This window comes from Kordia algicida OT-1, assembly GCF_000154725.1.
GTDB classification, from domain to species: domain Bacteria; phylum Bacteroidota; class Bacteroidia; order Flavobacteriales; family Flavobacteriaceae; genus Kordia; species Kordia algicida.
Window position 1 is genome coordinate 67,310 of record NZ_DS544873.1, and the last position, 15,557, is coordinate 82,866.

At 31.9% G+C, this 15,557-nt stretch carries 9 protein-coding genes; 5 read left to right on the forward strand and 4 right to left on the reverse strand.

Annotated elements, in window-relative coordinates; all coding sequences use genetic code 11:
* The first annotated feature begins 21 nt into the window (after nt 1–21).
* From KAOT1_RS00340 to KAOT1_RS23805, 3 genes are all read left to right on the forward strand, one after another.
* Nucleotides 22–8,103: a DUF6443 domain-containing protein gene (locus tag KAOT1_RS00340; protein WP_007092660.1), complete on the forward strand. Its 8,082-nt coding sequence runs from the start codon at nt 22–24 to the stop codon at nt 8,101–8,103.
* 1 nt (nt 8,104) lies between these two features.
* On the forward strand, nt 8,105–8,659 hold the full coding sequence (locus KAOT1_RS00345; RefSeq protein WP_007092661.1) for a hypothetical protein: 555 nt from the start codon (nt 8,105–8,107) through the stop codon (nt 8,657–8,659).
* 223 nt (nt 8,660–8,882) lie between these two features.
* Nucleotides 8,883–9,110 carry an IS1/IS1595 family N-terminal zinc-binding domain-containing protein gene (locus KAOT1_RS23805; RefSeq protein WP_433991533.1) on the forward strand — a complete coding sequence of 76 codons (228 nt, stop codon included), beginning with the start codon at nt 8,883–8,885 and terminating at the stop codon, nt 9,108–9,110.
* Nucleotides 9,111–10,043: 933 nt separating this feature from the next.
* On the opposite strand, the gene KAOT1_RS00350 is transcribed toward KAOT1_RS23805, so the two are convergent.
* The 4 genes from KAOT1_RS00350 to KAOT1_RS00365 form a co-directional block, all read right to left on the reverse strand.
* Nucleotides 10,044–11,390 (reverse strand): hypothetical protein, encoded by a 1,347-nt coding sequence (locus tag KAOT1_RS00350; protein ID WP_007092662.1) that lies wholly within the window; start codon nt 11,388–11,390, stop codon nt 10,044–10,046.
* A 5-nt stretch (nt 11,391–11,395) separates the two neighbouring features.
* Nucleotides 11,396–11,758 carry a hypothetical protein gene (locus KAOT1_RS00355; RefSeq protein WP_007092663.1) on the reverse strand — a complete coding sequence of 121 codons (363 nt, stop codon included), beginning with the start codon at nt 11,756–11,758 and terminating at the stop codon, nt 11,396–11,398.
* Nucleotides 11,759–11,849: 91 nt separating this feature from the next.
* Nucleotides 11,850–12,614, reverse strand: a complete 765-nt coding sequence (locus KAOT1_RS00360) for a MerR family transcriptional regulator (protein WP_007092664.1) — start codon at nt 12,612–12,614, stop codon at nt 11,850–11,852.
* 132 nt (nt 12,615–12,746) lie between these two features.
* The gene (locus KAOT1_RS00365; protein ID WP_007092665.1) at nt 12,747–13,400 is read right to left on the reverse strand and encodes a hypothetical protein; all 654 of its coding nucleotides are present in this window, start codon (nt 13,398–13,400) and stop codon (nt 12,747–12,749) included.
* Between the two features lie 429 nt (nt 13,401–13,829).
* Here KAOT1_RS00365 and KAOT1_RS00370 point away from each other — a divergent pair, with 429 nt between their 5' ends.
* Entirely contained in the window at nt 13,830–14,063 is a 234-nt protein-coding gene (locus tag KAOT1_RS00370; RefSeq protein WP_238528660.1) for a hypothetical protein, read from the forward strand.
* A gap of 151 nt (nt 14,064–14,214) precedes the next feature.
* Nucleotides 14,215–15,546, forward strand: coding sequence for a hypothetical protein (locus tag KAOT1_RS00375; RefSeq protein WP_007092667.1), 1,332 nt, complete (start codon nt 14,215–14,217; stop codon nt 15,544–15,546).
* Nucleotides 15,547–15,557 lie beyond the last annotated feature (11 nt).

Below are 15,557 nucleotides of genomic sequence, written 5' to 3' on the forward strand. Positions count from 1 at the left end.
ATAAATAAAAATCAGAATTATATGAAAAATGTTATTGCATTTTTGTGTTTGCTTGTAAGCTTCGGCTTTATGCAAGCACAACAAAGCTCTCCTAACGGTCAAGACGAAATTGCCTTGCCAACAATTATTCCACCTTCTCCAACGGTGGCAAATCTTATGCGGTTTGAAGAAGTCTCGGTGGATTTATATTCAGGGCAACCAAGTATTGGTATTCCACTAGGAAGTGTTACCATTTCAGATATGCTAAATTATCCAATTGGCATACAGTATAATACGCAAGGTGTTCGTATTGATGAACGCTCAGGTTGGCTTGGAACAGGATTTTCAATGGCAACAGGTGGTGTGATCTCACGAACGGTACGCGGTCTTCCTGATGAAAATAATTCACAATTACTAGGACGTGGAGTGTTCCACAATGGATATGAGAACTTTAATAATTTATCTCCAGCACAAAAAGAAGAATTTTTATGGAAGACAGCCAATGGACTCGATAAGTACGATTCGCAGTATGATTTATATCAATATAATTTCTTTGGAAGAAGCGGACGCTTTATTGTTAAAAATGTTCAAGGACAATTAACTCCTGTAATTATAGGAAGTGATACTAACGATATCATTACGATATACCATAACGTAGATTTTGAAATCACAAAGTTTGAAGTAACAGACACCAATGGATATATCTATACCTTTGAAGAAACAAGTTCTAATGTAATTTACAATAATACAGTCACTACTAGCCAGTATGGAAATACTTCATCAGGCTCAACTACTATGGGAGATGGAGCAATCAACGCTTGGCATTTAAAAGATGTGAGACTCCCTAATGATATTGTATTGTGTAGTTTTACTTATCAAGATGTTCAAGAGAATTATCATACGCCTGTATCTACCACAAGAAACCAACTCATTGGTAATCCAGACTTTGGAACTACTCAAGTAAGAGGTATTAACCAAGGAATGTTATTACCAAAAATAATTTCTTCTTCTCAGCATATTTTAAGTACACAAAAATATGTAGATGAAGTTACCATGCGTGATGGAACGAAAATTAAATATAATTTAGATAGTAATGGACATCCTGAGTTTTTAGCCAATACGGTCAATACCAATATCAGTTCAGGAGGGAAATTAAATACTATTCAGATTTTTCAGCCTAATGGAAACTTGCACAAACAAATTAATTTTAGCTATACAACTTCTAGCAATAATCGATTGTTTTTAACAGGTGTAACCGAAGTATTTGGTTCAGAGAATTTACAGTACAGTCTTGATTACAAAAACTTGAATGAATTGCCTGGTTTTGGAAGCGAATTAAAAGATACTTGGGGATATTACAACGGAGATTATAACACCATCGCCACGCATAGTATTACGACTATAGGTAGAGTTGTAAATCCTACTAAAATTACCACAGGAACTTTAGCTTCTATTACATATCCACTTGGCGGGAAAAAAGAATTTACTTTTCAGAGCAATGATTTTAGTTATCAAGGAATCCAAAATTACGACTACACAAAAATTCCTGCTAACAGGCAAGTATACAATCGTTATGGAAGTTTATACATTCAACAAGGTCAGCAAATTTCTAACAACAAGTTATTATTGTATATAGATGATGGACAGAAAATTCAGTTAGGAAAAAGCAATTTGATTACACAAAGTTGTGCAGATGTAAGTAAACATACTATTTCTCTATCCAAAGTAGAGCCAAAACCAGGGGTTAGCGTTACACCTCCTTCTAACGGAAATTATTTAGGCGCACAGGTGTCAGATTTTCAGTATGTAGCTAATGATTTCGCATATACTTTTAATGTGAATACAACAACTGATTATCCTTCCATAACCTCAGGTTGGTATTTTGTAGAACTTAGAACTCCGCAAGACGAGATTACACAATGTGATTTCTCGCAAACAGGAGTAGATATTACCATTGATTTAAAATACACAGAATACAACCTTGTTACCAAGGTAATGAAAGGTGGCGGGCTTCGAATTAAAGAAGTGGTTTTTACAGATGAGGGCACAGAAGCACAAAAGACTACGTATAATTATAGAGATAATCATCTTGTAGAAGATTTTACTGTTGCCTCAATGGATGATTATGTGTCAAGTGGTTCTTATGAAGCAAATCTAAACAAAAGAACCTATTACAAAGGGAAAATGCATCCGTTTGTGTCAAGGTATGAATGTGGCGGACTCGATAGAACTATCTACAGAGATCCTTATTTAGTAGAATATCAAGTAACACGTGATCTTAATGAAGTACTTACGCCAACTACCAAAGGGAATTATGTAGGTTACAAAAAAGTATATGTAAAAAAAGAAGAAGTCGGAAATGGACAATCAGCTTCTAATGCATCTAACAATGGTGGAGAATTATACACTTTTATCTCACCAAGAGATATTGAAATACTAACGTCTGATAATACGGACTATCCTTTTTTACCCGTAGAGAATAAAGATTATAAACGTGGTGTTTTAGAGAAAAAACAGGTTTTTGATAAAGACCAAAAACTTTTAATAGAAGAAACATATACCTACACAGATGTATCAAGTATCGCAGAGACTTCATATACCACTTTTGAAACACAGAGTGTAGATTGTCCGTGGGATCAGTTTTATAATTCATATACTAATTACAGCCAAGGCAATGTAGAAAATCATGGAGAGTTTTGTGGTCCAGGTGTTGGACAAGATGTTACTGTAGGCACGTGCCATTCATCTAACTCAGACCCTAATGCAAACTCAGGAACAGATGTAATTTTTAGCGCTTTTAACTACATCAAAGGAATTTTATTGCCAAATCAAACAATTAGAACGGAATATTTCTATGATGAAAATGATGTACAGTCACAAACGGTAACTACTACTAATACAATCTACAATACTAAAAACAGAGTTACAGAAAAAACTACAGCGTTTTTAGAAGGTGGAATTACAACTACCTACAAAGAAGAAATTTTATATCCATACGATTATGAGTTATCTGAATACACTACTGCTGAGCAAACAGATTTAAATAAAATGGTGACGCTCAATCAAATTGAAGCGCCTGTTCAAACAAAACAGTATAAAAACGGAAGTCTTGTGTATGATACACAGCGTATTTTTAAGGAATTTTATCCTAATATCATCAAAGTATCAGAGATTAAAAGTGCTAAGTCAAACACCGCAAGACAATCACGAGTACAATTTCATGGCTATACAAACTTTGGACAGCCTATAGAAGTTTCTCAAACAGATGGGACGCGTATCAGCTATGTATGGGGATATGATAGTATGTATCCAATTGCAAAACTAGAAAATGTATCGTATGCCAGTATGAGTAGTGCACAAACTACAGCCCTAGCGAATGTATATACTGGCTCAAATGCAGATGTGGATACCGTTACTGAAAACATCTTGCAACTAGCTTTAGATGATTTAAGAGCAGAGTTTCCAGATGCTATGGTCACTACACTAACCTATGATCCTTTAGTTGGAATGACGCGAACTACCGATCCAAGAGGATATACCAGCTATTTTGAATATGATGACCTGCACCGATTAAAACAGGTAAAAGATGCCGAAAAGAATATCTTAAGTGCTAATGAATATTTCTACAAGAACGGAAATAACTCTTTAGATAATTACGTAAAATCTACCACTTACCAAAAGGCAACACAAGATGGTCTTAATATTAAACATTGGGACAAGATTGAAAGCATCAATTATGCTGATGGTCTTGGAAGAGCCAAACAAGCTATTGGAATTCGTCAAGGAGGAAATGGACAAGATATTGTAACTCCATTTGAATATGATGAATTAGGCAGACAAGTCAAAGAATTTTTACCGTATGCAACTGTTTCTTTAAACGGTAGTATTCATAGCGATATGTTTACCGATCAAGCTACTTTTTATAATACGGCTAAGTATGAGAATACAACCAATCCATATAGTGAAAAATCATTAGAAAACTCACCGCTTGCTAGAGTGTTGGAACAAGGCGCGCCTGGGAATGCTTGGCAATTAGATACGACTTCAGATACAGACCACACCATTAAAATGGAGTATCAAACCAATACTCACAATGGAGTATTTACAGATATGGATTATGATAATGTAAAACGTTTTAGTGTGAGCTATACAGGAAACGGATTTACAAATATGAGTTTAGATGACGATGGATATTATTTAGCAGGAGAACTCTACAAATCTATAGTCAAAGATGAAAACTGGCAACCAAATCAAAATCAGTCAAATCAAAATCACGCAAATGACCATACTGCTATAGAATTTACAGATAAATTAGGTCGTGTAGTTTTAAAAAGAACATTCAATAATAATGTCCGCCATGATACCTATTATATCTATGATGATTATGGAAATTTAACGCATGTAGTACCACCTTTGGTTGATGTGTCTGATAGTATCTCTAATGATGAATTAACGAATTTGTGTTATCAGTACACATACGATCATAGAAACAGACTCATTCAAAAACAATTACCTGCGAAGGAAAAAGAATATATTGTCTATGATAAGTTAGATCGTCCAGTACTGACGCAAGATGCCAACCTAAGAGCAGAAAATAAATGGTTATTTACTAAATATGATGTTTTTGGAAGAATAGCCTATACAGGGCTTGTGATTCATTCGGGAGATCGAACAGTTTTACAAGCACAGATGGATAGTGCTAATACTTATGAAACTAGATCAATAGCGGCAACAAGTATTGGAAATACATCTATATTTTATACCAATGCTAACTATCCAAATGATACTTCGGTTATTATACTTACGGTAAATTATTATGATGATTACTCTTGGGATACACAAAACTCATTAGAAGCGAACTACAATTTGAATCCTACCTTACTTGAAGATGTCGATGCCATCACATGGAAAAAAAATGCGGATGATTCTTGGACAAATTCAGGATTTATCACTGACGCGACTATTGAAGGGGATGGATATATTGAGTACACCATAGGAAATGAAGACAAACGAATGATGGTGGGACTCTCACATCAAGCAACAGCATCTTCAATTAGTTACCAAGCTATCAACTATCGTATTTATACAGGCTATAATAATAACCGCGTATATGTATACAACGATAGTAACAGTCCAGAATCCATTCCAGTGACCTATTCAGAACAAGGAGATACCTTTAGAGTAGAACGCTACGAGGATCAAATCCTGTTTAAGAAAAACGGAGATATCTTCCATGTAATTGATATTACCTATTCGGGAATACTTGTTGGAAATGGTGTTGTATACAGTACTGGTACAGAATTAGAAAATATACACGTGGGTTATTCAGTCTATGGACAATCGTTTGCAGAAAATGTAAAAGGGCTTCCAACAGGAGGGAAAGTACGAACTATTGGAACGAATGACTGGACAACAAGCGAATCTTACTATGATGAAAAGGCACGTGCAATTCATGTTACTTCAAAAAATGAATATTTAGATACACAAGATGCCGTGAGTAGTCGCCTAGACTTTACAGGAAAACCGTTGGAGACACGAACTACGCATATCAGAGCTAAAACCAGTCCTATTGTTACTACTGATGCGTATGTATATGATGAGAATTCACGTCTATTGTATCAAACCAAACAAATCAATGCTGGCGCGAAAGAACTCATCGCAAGACATCATTATGATGCGCTTGGACAGTTAGAAATGAAGCAAGTTGGTGGAAAATTACCAAGTATTAGTAGTTATACGAACATTGTAAACCTTAGTGTTAGTGGCAACACCATTTCTAAAATAACAGGAAGTAATACATGGGATGCAGGACTTACTACAGATACAAGTATTACAGCGGATGGATATGTAAGCTATCAGATACCACAAGATAACGAGCCTGTAATTGTAGGACTTTCAGAAACAGCAGGTACTTCTGGATACACTTCGATGAACTATGCGATCTATACAACCTCATGGGGAGCTGTTCGTGTATATGAAAATGGAGTTAACAAAGGAGATAAAACAACCTATTTTACGGGAGATACTTTTAAAATAGAGCGTAGAGGAACTAACATCTATTACTTAAAAAATGATGAGTTATTCTATATGTCAAGTGTTGTAGATACGGGGAATCCGCTGTTGGGTGATGTTTCTATCTATAGTACAGGTGCAAAGATTGAAGATTTGGTATTAGTTGATTTGGAAAAAGAATTGCAAGAAGTTGGCTTTAACTATAACGTTCGCGGATGGTTAAAAGGAATCAATAATGTTAACCATCAAGAAAATGATCTGTTTAGTTTTGCTATCAAATACAACGATATTACTGATCCAACCAAAAAACTATTTAATGGAAATATCTCTAGTACACTTTGGAAAACTAAAGGACAAGATAATTCGCTGAAAAGTTATGAGTATACCTATGATGCGCTAAATAGAATTACAAACGCCACAGATAATACAGGGAACTATAACTTAGGTTTGGTAAAGTATGATCGTAATGGAAACATCACAACTCTTACAAGAGAAGGACATATCAATGCTACGGCAACAAGTTTTGACACGATGGATGATTTATCCTATCAATATTCAGGGAATCAGCTATTAAATGTAACCGATGCTAGTAACGTGAGTTTTGGATTCAATGATGGAAATGTACACTCAAGTATTGATCCAACGGATGTAAATAATGACTACAGTTATGATGCTAATGGAAATATGGTAAAGGATAAAAATAAGAACATTAGCTTAATCACTTACAATTATTTAAACCTTCCAACACAAATAACATTTGATAATGGCAGTACGATTTCTTACATTTACGACGCAAGCGGAGTAAAACTTGAAAAAGAAGTCAATAACTCTATGTTTGCAGGTGCAACATATACCTATTATGCAGGGAATTACATTTACAAAAGAGGAAATTCTCATGGACAATCAAATGTTGTACTTACGTTCTTTAATACAGAAGAAGGCTATGTAGAGCCACAATTTGCTTCAAATACTCCAAAAATTATTGGATTTAGTTACACCTATCAATACAAAGATCATTTAGGAAACATCAGGTTATCGTATGAAGACATGAATGGTGATGGGAATATTAGTCCTGAAACGGAAATCAAAGAAGAGAATCATTATTATCCCTTTGGACTCAAACATAAAGGGTATAATGGCACAATTACAGGTAGAGATCATAATTATGGGTACAACGGCAAAGAAGAGCAGAACGAATTAAATTTAAATTGGAGTGATTATGGAGCTAGAAATTATGAAGCCTCCATAGGAAGATTTATGAATATTGATAGATTCGCAGAAAAATATGAAAGTATGAATCCATATCAATATACATTTAATAATCCTATTCGATTTATAGATGTCAATGGAGATTATGTTTATATAAATGATGGGAAGACAGAAGATAGTAGGTTTAGATATAATAATGGAAAAAGAGAATATCGTAATGATAGTGGAGATTGGGTTGGTGTTGACAAGGCATACATGTCAGACTATGTCATGAAAGCATTTAATGAAATTGAAACATTAGAAAAAAGTGGAAAAACAGGAAAAGGTTTAGTTGATTATTTTTCCGGCAGTGAGCATGATGTAACTATAAAGAAGTCACAAGGAAATGCACAAGCATCTGGTGGTGTTGTCAGTATGAACTTAAATGAAAAGGTAAAAATCTCTACTCAAGCTGGATATATAGAAACTCCAAATTATGTAACTTTAGGGCATGAGATGTCACACATACGCGATGATTATACAAGAGGTTATGCTGAAACTAATAAACTTTGGTATTATACGGATGCTGGGAAACGAATAGCAGATGGAGAAATTTATGCTACTCATATCGAAAATATGATTAGACAAGAGAGCGGACTTCCTCTCAGAACACATTATGAGACTCATAAATCATATACATATACAAATCAAGGTTTAAAAATATCTTACCCTGGAGCAGAAAAATCTAGAATTATAGATATGAACGGAAATAGTAGATATTATAATACAAATGGAGATAGAATAAATCCCAGTCCAGGAGTTGCAAAAGATGTATACGGAGGTGAGATATATAAGAGTAGATTTAATTATAAAAATAGAGGTGTAAAGATTACTTTACAGTCACGTGGAATAAAAACTAATTAAAATGAATTTAATCAGACTAATAATATTATGTTTACTTTTTTTAAGTTGTAAAACACAAAAAGAAACACTTTTAAAAGAAGTCAACAATAATTTGACGGAACACATTATAGAGTCTAACAGGGAAAAGGTTTCTCAAAAAGGAACTGATAGATATCTAAGTAATGAAATTAAGTACGTTACCACTGTTCTTAGAAAAGATTTCTTTGAAAAAATTGACAAAAAAAATATAAAAAAAGCAAATTTGATTGAAAGTCTTAATGGATTTAGTGACAATAATTATAGTGCTATTTTACATATTGATGAGAATATATACACATACAAAAGATATGAATCTAACGAATCTTTGTTATTTAAAAAGATAAGTTTAAAAGAATTCATGAACGATAAAATTAACTATCGTGCAGAATCTTGCATTTTATCTAAAATGATTAACGAAGATTTGAGTGAATTACTCGATGATAATTTGACTACTCGCTTTGACTATACAATTTATATTACTCAAATTAATGGAAAAAATAATATTAAAACAATGAGTTTAAAAGATATATGTTGGTAATTGAGCTTTAAAAATTCTTTATCGATATACCTTAAAACCGATCGGCGGTAATGGTGTAAATTAGGGCATAGCTTTAATTTGAAATGTAAATAACTGAAAGACAGTGATTAACTTAAATGTTGATTGCTGTTTTTGTTCGTTCTTTGATATATTAGAAAATAGGAGCGTTTCTTAAATCCTGTAAAATAAGGGATTATTAATCCTACGTGGGCTACATTTGGACATGGAAAAAATACAATGTCCAAATTGTAGAAGTCGAGCAGTCAAAAATGGTTTTCAAAGTGACAAACAACGTTATAAATGTATATCTTGTAATAAGAAGTTTCATTTGAAATATACTTATGAAGCATACAATAAACACACAAATAGTTTTATAATTTCTTTATTAAAAGAAGGTTGTGGGATTCGAAGTATTTCAAGAGTATTGAAAATTTCAAAGAAGACAGGGTAATGGTGTAAATTAGGGCATGACCTTAATTTAAATTTTATAAATAATTGAAATACAGTAATTAACTCGAATGTTAATTGCTGTTTTTCTTCGTTCTTTGATATGTTAGAAAATACGAACGTTTCTTAAATCCCATAAAATAAGGAATTGTTAATCCCACGTAGGTTACAGAGCTGTCTCTATAACTATTTTAAAATAATCTATCCCATATAAGGGATTATATTAAAAATGAAATAGTTAAGAGAATTAATTAAAAATTTACAGTAAGGAGTAATATCATTTTTTTGGTATTACTCTTTACTTTTAAAAATAATTTTGTTTTACAAATACATTTTACAAGTATTTTCATCCTGAGCAGAGTCGAAGTGTTCCTTGTTTAGCTGTCTTCTATACATATATGTTTTATGCCTATAGAAGCCTTGGGAATATTTGGAAAAATCATAGGTTTCATTAAATGTTTTTTGGGCGTATTTTCGCCAAGACTAATGGTCATACGTGGTTATAAAATAGGAACAGATTATTCAAGACTTTTATCATTAAAATATAAATTTTCTTAAAATAATTAAATGTATATTGGTCAGATAAAAATGTTTCAAACACTAGCTGATTTTTTAATATGTAACCGTTAAAATTAATAAATAAAAAGTATCTTTTTGAAGTATGGTTTTGCATAGAAATAACATAGTTTTGCAAATCTGTGAATTTTTAAAACACTGATTTTCATTAATTTACTAAAATGGCTTTTTGGCTCACAACTCACAACTCACAACTCACAACTCACAACTCACAACTCACAACTCACAACTTTTGATCTATTTTAAAAAAACAAGTAAGAACCTGATTTTCAGATTTTTACTTGTTTAATATTTGGATATAAAAATAAATTTTAATCGAAATTACAAAAAAGTATCTATTAAAAGTATCTTTTTGCCTGTTTTAAGAGTCAAAAATTTGAAGTTCTTTAACAGCTCTATTAATTATTCTCTCATCGATATAATGTCTTTGTAGAATCTCATCAGAGGTATGAGAGGATAAAGATTTTGTATCTCCGCTTAGGGTCGAGTTTAGATAACTAAGGTATGTTTTTCTCAGGCATTTTAATTGCAAATCACGATCTGTATTAAGCTTTTTATAATAATGTGAAAAACCCTTCGATAGATTATTCATAATTGCAATTGTAGAAGTTTTTGAACGATCAGGAACTAAAATATAATTGTGACTTCCTTTATTTTCATTATACCCGAGTCTTAGCAATAACTTTAATAGGCTTTTGGTCACGGGAATAATTTTCGGGGCAACATTATCATTGAATCCTTCTCCTTTTTGGCGTTGAACTTTCAAATTCGGAACTACAATATAGGTGGGTTCATTTTCAATTTCTTTAATCATATTCCATTTGAGTTCCACAATTTCCTCGCGTCTACCACCTGTATGAAGTGCTAATTCAAAACCATCTTTTAAATAGGATTTATATCTATTTCTTTTAGTTTGCCCTTCATATACAATCCCATTTTCAGGGGATAAAATAGCTAACAAATCTTTAAATTCTTTTCCACTAATAGTTTCTTTTTTAACAGCAACTGTTCTTTTTCTAACATCTTCAAAAGGATTATAAATATTGAGTTTAAATTTTTTAATAGCCCATTTAAAAAAACCTTTTACCGAAGTCATTTTATTGTTATAGGTTTTATTACTGTATTGTTTATCGACTAACAAATGTGAATGAAAATAGCCCACATGCGTATCATTTATCATATCGACCAGCATTAATTTTTTATTAATCTTGTTCTTAGTAAGTGCTTCATTAAATAATAACAAGCTTCTTTTTACTTCATTTTTATAATGATCTGATCTATTGACTTTTTTATGGTCAGGGACACCAATATCATTCAAAAAATCAAGGTATCTGATCTGCGCATCAAATAAGTATACTCTTTTGTTTGTGTCATAAGGCAGTTCAGTAAAGGATAATTTCGCCTTAAATTCTTCTTCAAATGCTATTGCTTGTGTCACAGCTTCATTATAAGTTTCTGCATTTAAGGTATTGCTTATAATTCTTTGGTTTTGTCCAGGATAATGTAATCGACTTTTATAGCGATGTTTTTCTGGAGACTTACATCTTGATAGTTTTGATTTGCTCTTACCGCACTCAGGTTCTTTTCTAATTACTGTTCCGTTACCTTGCTTAACAGTAGTTTTAGTATATGAGAAGTATTTTTTGCACTCATTGCAGTAGAGAAATAATCCCTTATGTCTTTTGCTGGGTAATTTCTTTCTTTTCATACCCTTTAAGAATTAGCAAATGATTTTGCAGTATCAGACATCGGAGTAATGGTATTAGAAATTTTTCTAATATTTAATTCAGGATTATCTTCAAGAAGCATAAGATATCCTAATCGGTCATTGTCGATATAACACCTATAGAGTTCTTCCCATTTTTTCGGGTATTTTTTCTTTAGTTGTACGATCAAACTTTTATCAAGTTCCATATCTACTAAAAAGCGATGTACTACTGATTTATTACCGACAATTTGTATTTTGATGCCTACAGTCTCACACCAATTCTTTGCACTTCTAATCCCTCTCATTAGAAGAATTTCACTTAATTTTTTTAAGTCAATAAATTTTTCATCTGTTTTTTTAATTTGCATTTTAATTAAATTAATACACTTCCGTTTCTGCGGTCAGTATATTAGTTTGGACTTATCAGGGAAGCCAGCTCCCTTTTTTTATTCTAAATTATTATGTACGCTCTTTAATTGTTCGTTTGATTTGAACAATTTTTCCACGTGCTTGTTTAATTTCAATATGTTGATAATCGTGACCTTTTAAGATATTCAAAATCCGTTCGCCATTAGAAACGATCTCTGTACTTTCTATGGTATCAATCTCGCCACCTTTCTTTATAATTTTCACAGATTCAAAGTTTTCAGATCGTAGGATCAATAGTACTTGAAGCTCATCTTTGCTGAGTCCTTTAAACTCATCTAGTGAAGGTTCTTCATATAGCGCTTCTATATTAAGTTTTATGAGTTGGTTAAGATTTAGGATTATATGATTTGTTAGTTTATTTGCTTGCATCTTATCAATGATTGCATAGGCATTTAAAACTTGTGTATTTCCATTTTCATCAATAATGATGTAAATCGGATTTGCACTTTTAAAAATCTCGATAATGGCTAGATTTAAGATTTCAATTTCTTCTCCCTTGTCCTGTTCATTTTCAATTATTTCATCAATGACTAATAGCTGATTTTTTATACTTATAATCTTTTCATTAGTAAAGCCAAACTTTTTCAATTCTTCGATAATACCTATCCATAATATATCAACTAAACTGTATTTATTCCAACCTTTTTCAACAGGTTTGTAAAGTGGAATTAGTGATTGATTTTTCCAGGTAAATAGTACTTGTGTGGAAACACCCGTGATAAATTTTGTGGGATAAATTTTTTTATTAAGCTTTTCATTAATAGTTGAAAAGCTTATTTTTTCTGTTTTTTTCACGATTTATTTAATTTTTTTTAAAAGTACACAAAAAAAATCAAACCACTTTTATTTTTAACGTTAAAAATAAAAGTGGTTTGATTTTTATAAAATTAACTATCTGTTTATTAGTTAATTAACTGATTAATTTTTCTATTTCATTTTTTCAATTAATTTTTTTAAAGTTTTATTTTCGTTATCTTTTGAAATAATTAATTCATTATTTAATTTTTTGATGCTTTTTTCTAAAAAATCAATTTTTTCATTTAATTCGAGAATTCTTGTCTGATAATCCACTTTAATTATTTTCAAAATATTATAAAAAAATTGTGAAGCATCTTTTGGAAGTAATTTTGAAAATGTCCAGATAAGTGTATCAAGTTTAAAAGTTTTGGCTAATTGTTCATGCTCAAAACTTATAAAGTCTTCAATTTTATCAGTATCAAATTTGATATCTTCTTCTTTAAATTTTTCCTTCCCAAGCGCTATCTTTTTCTTCTGTTTGTGAGCTGGTAAAAAATTATTTAAATCGTATGTAAACTCGGTATTTTCATGGTAGAAGTAATTCATATCCACATTATACTCTTTTGCAAAATTTATAAGGGCTTTGTGTGTTATATGATTTTTTCCTTTGCTAACTCTAGAGATAAGTCCCATACTTTGGGGATAGATTAGTTTATTAATACCGTTGTAGCTATCAGGTTTAATTCCTGCACTTTTAGAATCTTTGACTATTTGATCGATGGCTTTTATAAAAAGCTCATCAATTTTAATAATTTGATTTTTTTTAGGGTAGTTTTTTTCCATAATTAGAAGGTTTATTTTCAATAGTTACTGAAAATTTTAAGGTTTCGGTACATTTCACATAAAAGTTATTCAACTATTTTTAGTAAAATTTAGTTGTTTTTATTTATATTTGGTCGTGTTTGTCATCAAATATAACAAAAATTATGTAAAATTTATATAAAAGTTTGGTTAATTTTTAGTATAATTTATACAAAAGTTTGTTAATTTTTTATGTAAAGTTTGGCGAAATTTGCTATAAAGTTTGTTCTAATTTATACAAAACTTTGTTAACGTTTATAAGAGTTTGATGTGGTTTCCATAAAGTTTTGTTAAAGCTTATCAAAACATGGGTAACGCCTAAATTATAACTTGACTAGCACTTATAAGTTTGACATTAAAACCCTTTTATATATGTATTGCTCAGAAGACTATAAGTCGTTAAAAAAAAGGATGATGTCGTTATTCGACAATCCAACAACAGAAGTTGCAAATCGTTCTGGACGTTCGCAACCCACTGTCAGTAAATTTTTCAATGAAGTAACGATAAGGCAAAAATCTTGGATGTCTTGTTACGAGGCTTGTTTGGAACTTGTAGAAGAACAAGAAGCCAAGCTGAAGAAACTCTATGAAAAATCCAATAAGCTGATAAGTAAAGATGAATCAGCAATTAAAAAGGAACAATAGCTTATGAAAAAGTCCATTGTTCAAAAAGATGATGAGGTGGTAAAGGCTCATATCGAAAGCATTAAACATGATATTCAGATGTTAAAAAAACACGCTAATCCAAACCTACGTCGCAGACAGCAGAAACTGATGCGTCGAAATTGTTCCACAGATGAACATCATTCATTTTTCAACGGTTTTTAAGCGATTAGATCAATTTGTAAAACATCATAATTCAAACAGCGACAAGCTTTCTAATCATTTGCGACAACCCATTGTTGCAACGGCGAAAGAAATTATCAAAATTTATGGTTTATCACTTTTAAAGGCTCATAAAATCAAGCCTTTAGAAGTGGATAATATTCCACCCTTAGAAACCAATAGCGAGCAACTAGCAAAAATGGCTCATGTTAGTACAAGGACTATCAGAAGGCATATACAGCGCCTATTAGATGCTAAAGTACTTACCGAAAAAGTTTATAAAGGTAGAAAGGCGAATTACCAGCTTCGTTTTAACTCAAATATTCTGTTAATAAGCGGTTTAAAACCCGTTAATAAAGACGAATTTTTGGAAGACGACAAAAAAAAGAAAACTACTGATAATCAGTTTTTTAAAAATTCTTTACGGACAACTTGTCCGCAATCTGACTCTAGTAACAATAGTTACATAAATAATATAATAATAGCAGTTGATAACAAAATTAAAAGGAGTTCGCTTGCGCTCACGTCACATTATTTTTCTGGAAACAAAACTGGAAACAAATTTACAGGATACGTAGAGAAGGAAGGCGCAAAAAGGAGTAACGAGCCACCCCTGAAAGGCACACCAGGCGCGCAAAAAAATGTTCCAAAAGATGATAAAATCAGCAAAAAATACTCCTCAAATGTAAGTGATTTACAAAATAGTGTTGTAGAGAAGGAAGGACAAAGCAAACAAGTCATAAAACAAGCAAAAGACACAGCTTCAATGCCTGAGACTTGTTGCTTTTCCTCCCTTAATCTCTATGTGGATTCACTATGGAATCTCTCTAAAGAGACGATCTATAAAAATACATTTCTCACTAAAAATCAGCAGTTAAGGGCAAAAGAGTTGTTGCGGGATTGGTATGCGCCTGTATCAGAGCGAAACTTGGCAAAAGTTCATAATATTTATGTTCAGCGTATTGAATTGGTACGTAAATATCTAGCAAAAGATTCTAAAAATAGGTACGTTCAATTGCCTGATAGGTACTTTGATGTGACTAACAAATATGGATTTACAGGAACAAAAGCTTGGTATGAAATTCATATGAAAGCAAAGCGAAAGACTCGGGACAAACTGATGCTACACGCTCAAATTCGACGTTTTATAAATAACGAGGAAAAAGACACTTCAAAACAACTTTCTCGTTTACAGCTTTTTAAAGATTGTGAAAAGCGTATTGAAAGCCTTAATTCTCCTGAATTGATGGATCAATTCTATGCTACAATTTTAAACAAAACATCATTCAATCACTCACAGTAAATACATGATAA

Coding starts and splice junctions, on each gene's coding strand:
- KAOT1_RS00340 (WP_007092660.1), top strand. CDS start 22: ATGAAAAATGTTATTGCATTTTTGTGTTTGCTTGTAAGCTTCGGCTTT.
- KAOT1_RS00345 (WP_007092661.1), top strand. CDS start 8,105: ATGAATTTAATCAGACTAATAATATTATGTTTACTTTTTTTAAGTTGT.
- KAOT1_RS23805 (WP_433991533.1), top strand. CDS start 8,883: ATGGAAAAAATACAATGTCCAAATTGTAGAAGTCGAGCAGTCAAAAAT.
- KAOT1_RS00350 (WP_007092662.1), bottom strand. CDS start 11,390: ATGAAAAGAAAGAAATTACCCAGCAAAAGACATAAGGGATTATTTCTC.
- KAOT1_RS00355 (WP_007092663.1), bottom strand. CDS start 11,758: ATGCAAATTAAAAAAACAGATGAAAAATTTATTGACTTAAAAAAATTA.
- KAOT1_RS00365 (WP_007092665.1), bottom strand. CDS start 13,400: ATGGAAAAAAACTACCCTAAAAAAAATCAAATTATTAAAATTGATGAG.
- KAOT1_RS00370 (WP_238528660.1), top strand. CDS start 13,830: ATGATGTCGTTATTCGACAATCCAACAACAGAAGTTGCAAATCGTTCT.
- KAOT1_RS00375 (WP_007092667.1), top strand. CDS start 14,215: ATGAACATCATTCATTTTTCAACGGTTTTTAAGCGATTAGATCAATTT.